Source organism: Paenarthrobacter sp. PPS72 (assembly GCF_048537125.1).
In the GTDB taxonomy this organism is placed as follows: Bacteria; Actinomycetota; Actinomycetes; order Actinomycetales; family Micrococcaceae; genus Arthrobacter; species Arthrobacter nitroguajacolicus_E.
Genome location: NZ_JBLYIE010000073.1, coordinates 1 through 1,121, shown reverse-complemented (window position 1 = coordinate 1,121; position 1,121 = coordinate 1). Strand labels below are relative to the sequence as shown.

At 62.6% G+C, this 1,121-nt stretch carries 1 protein-coding gene; it reads right to left on the bottom strand.

What is annotated here, in order from left to right:
• Positions 1-102: 102 nt before the first annotated feature.
• On the bottom strand, positions 103-1,121 hold a 1,019-nt coding region (locus ACLRGI_RS22620; protein WP_419203695.1), incomplete at its 5' end, for an ISL3 family transposase.

Genomic DNA, 1,121 nt, shown 5'->3' with positions numbered 1-1,121 from the left:
GCCTGAGATGTGAAGGGCTGGACTGGACAGGGCTGAGCTGGACAGGGCTGAGCTGTTCAGGGCTGAAATAGGCGACGGCGATTTCGGCCCTTATGAGGCTCTTCAGAATTGAGGGTGTAGTTCCGGTCTGAATCCGCCGGATTCCAGGAGCGAGCGGGCTATGTAGTTGGTGAGGTTCCGGAAGCCGAGAGCGGATCCGCGGAGGTGTTCCAGTCGTCCGTTGATGGCCTCAGTAGGGCCGTTTGATGTGCCGGGGCGATCGAAGTATGCCAGCACGTCTTCTGCCCGGCGGTTGAGGGTCCGCCCGAGTGTTCTGAGCTCCGTGAGTGCGTTGGGAACGCCGGTGCTGACGGATTTGATGACGGCCTGCATCAGCTCCCGTCCTTTGGGTCGGTCTGGTTCGCGGTAGGCGGCAACCATGCGTTGGTAGATTCCCCAGCTCGCTTCAACTTCGACATGCGTATCGGTAGAGAACAGGATTTCAAGGCGTTGACGTTGCTTGTCAGTGAGCAGGTCCACCCCGGTATGAAGGGTCAGTCGTGCCGAATACAGCGGGTCGCCGGCCCGTCCACGGTGCCCGCACGTCTCTTGCTGAACCCGCCGCCGGCATGAATCCAGGGCTTCCCCGGCGAGGCGGATAACGTGGAAGGGGTCCATGACCGGAACAGCCTCGGGAAGTTCGTCGGCAGCGGCGCTTTTGAATCCGGTGAACCCATCCATGGCCACAACCTCAACCCCGTCCCGCCACTGCTGCGGGCGTGCCTGCAGCCAGGTGGCGAAGACCTGCTTTGAGCGGCCCTCAACCATGTCCAGCAGCCGGGACGTGCCCGAGCCGTCACGGATCGGGGTGAGATCAATGATGACGGTGACGTACTTGTCTCCGCGGCGGGTGTGCCGCCACACATGCTCATCAACACCAATGACCTTGACCCCGTTGAAGCGGGCCGGGTCATCAATCAACACACGCCTGCCTTCGGCCAGGACCGCCTTGTTCGCGGTATTCCAGGTGACGCCGAGCCCTTCGGCGATCCGGGCGACCGTGAGGTGTTGGCACACGATTCCTTCCAATGCCCAGCGCAGCCCGCGGCGGGAGAGTTTCTCCCTCGGCCCGGCAGCTTTGG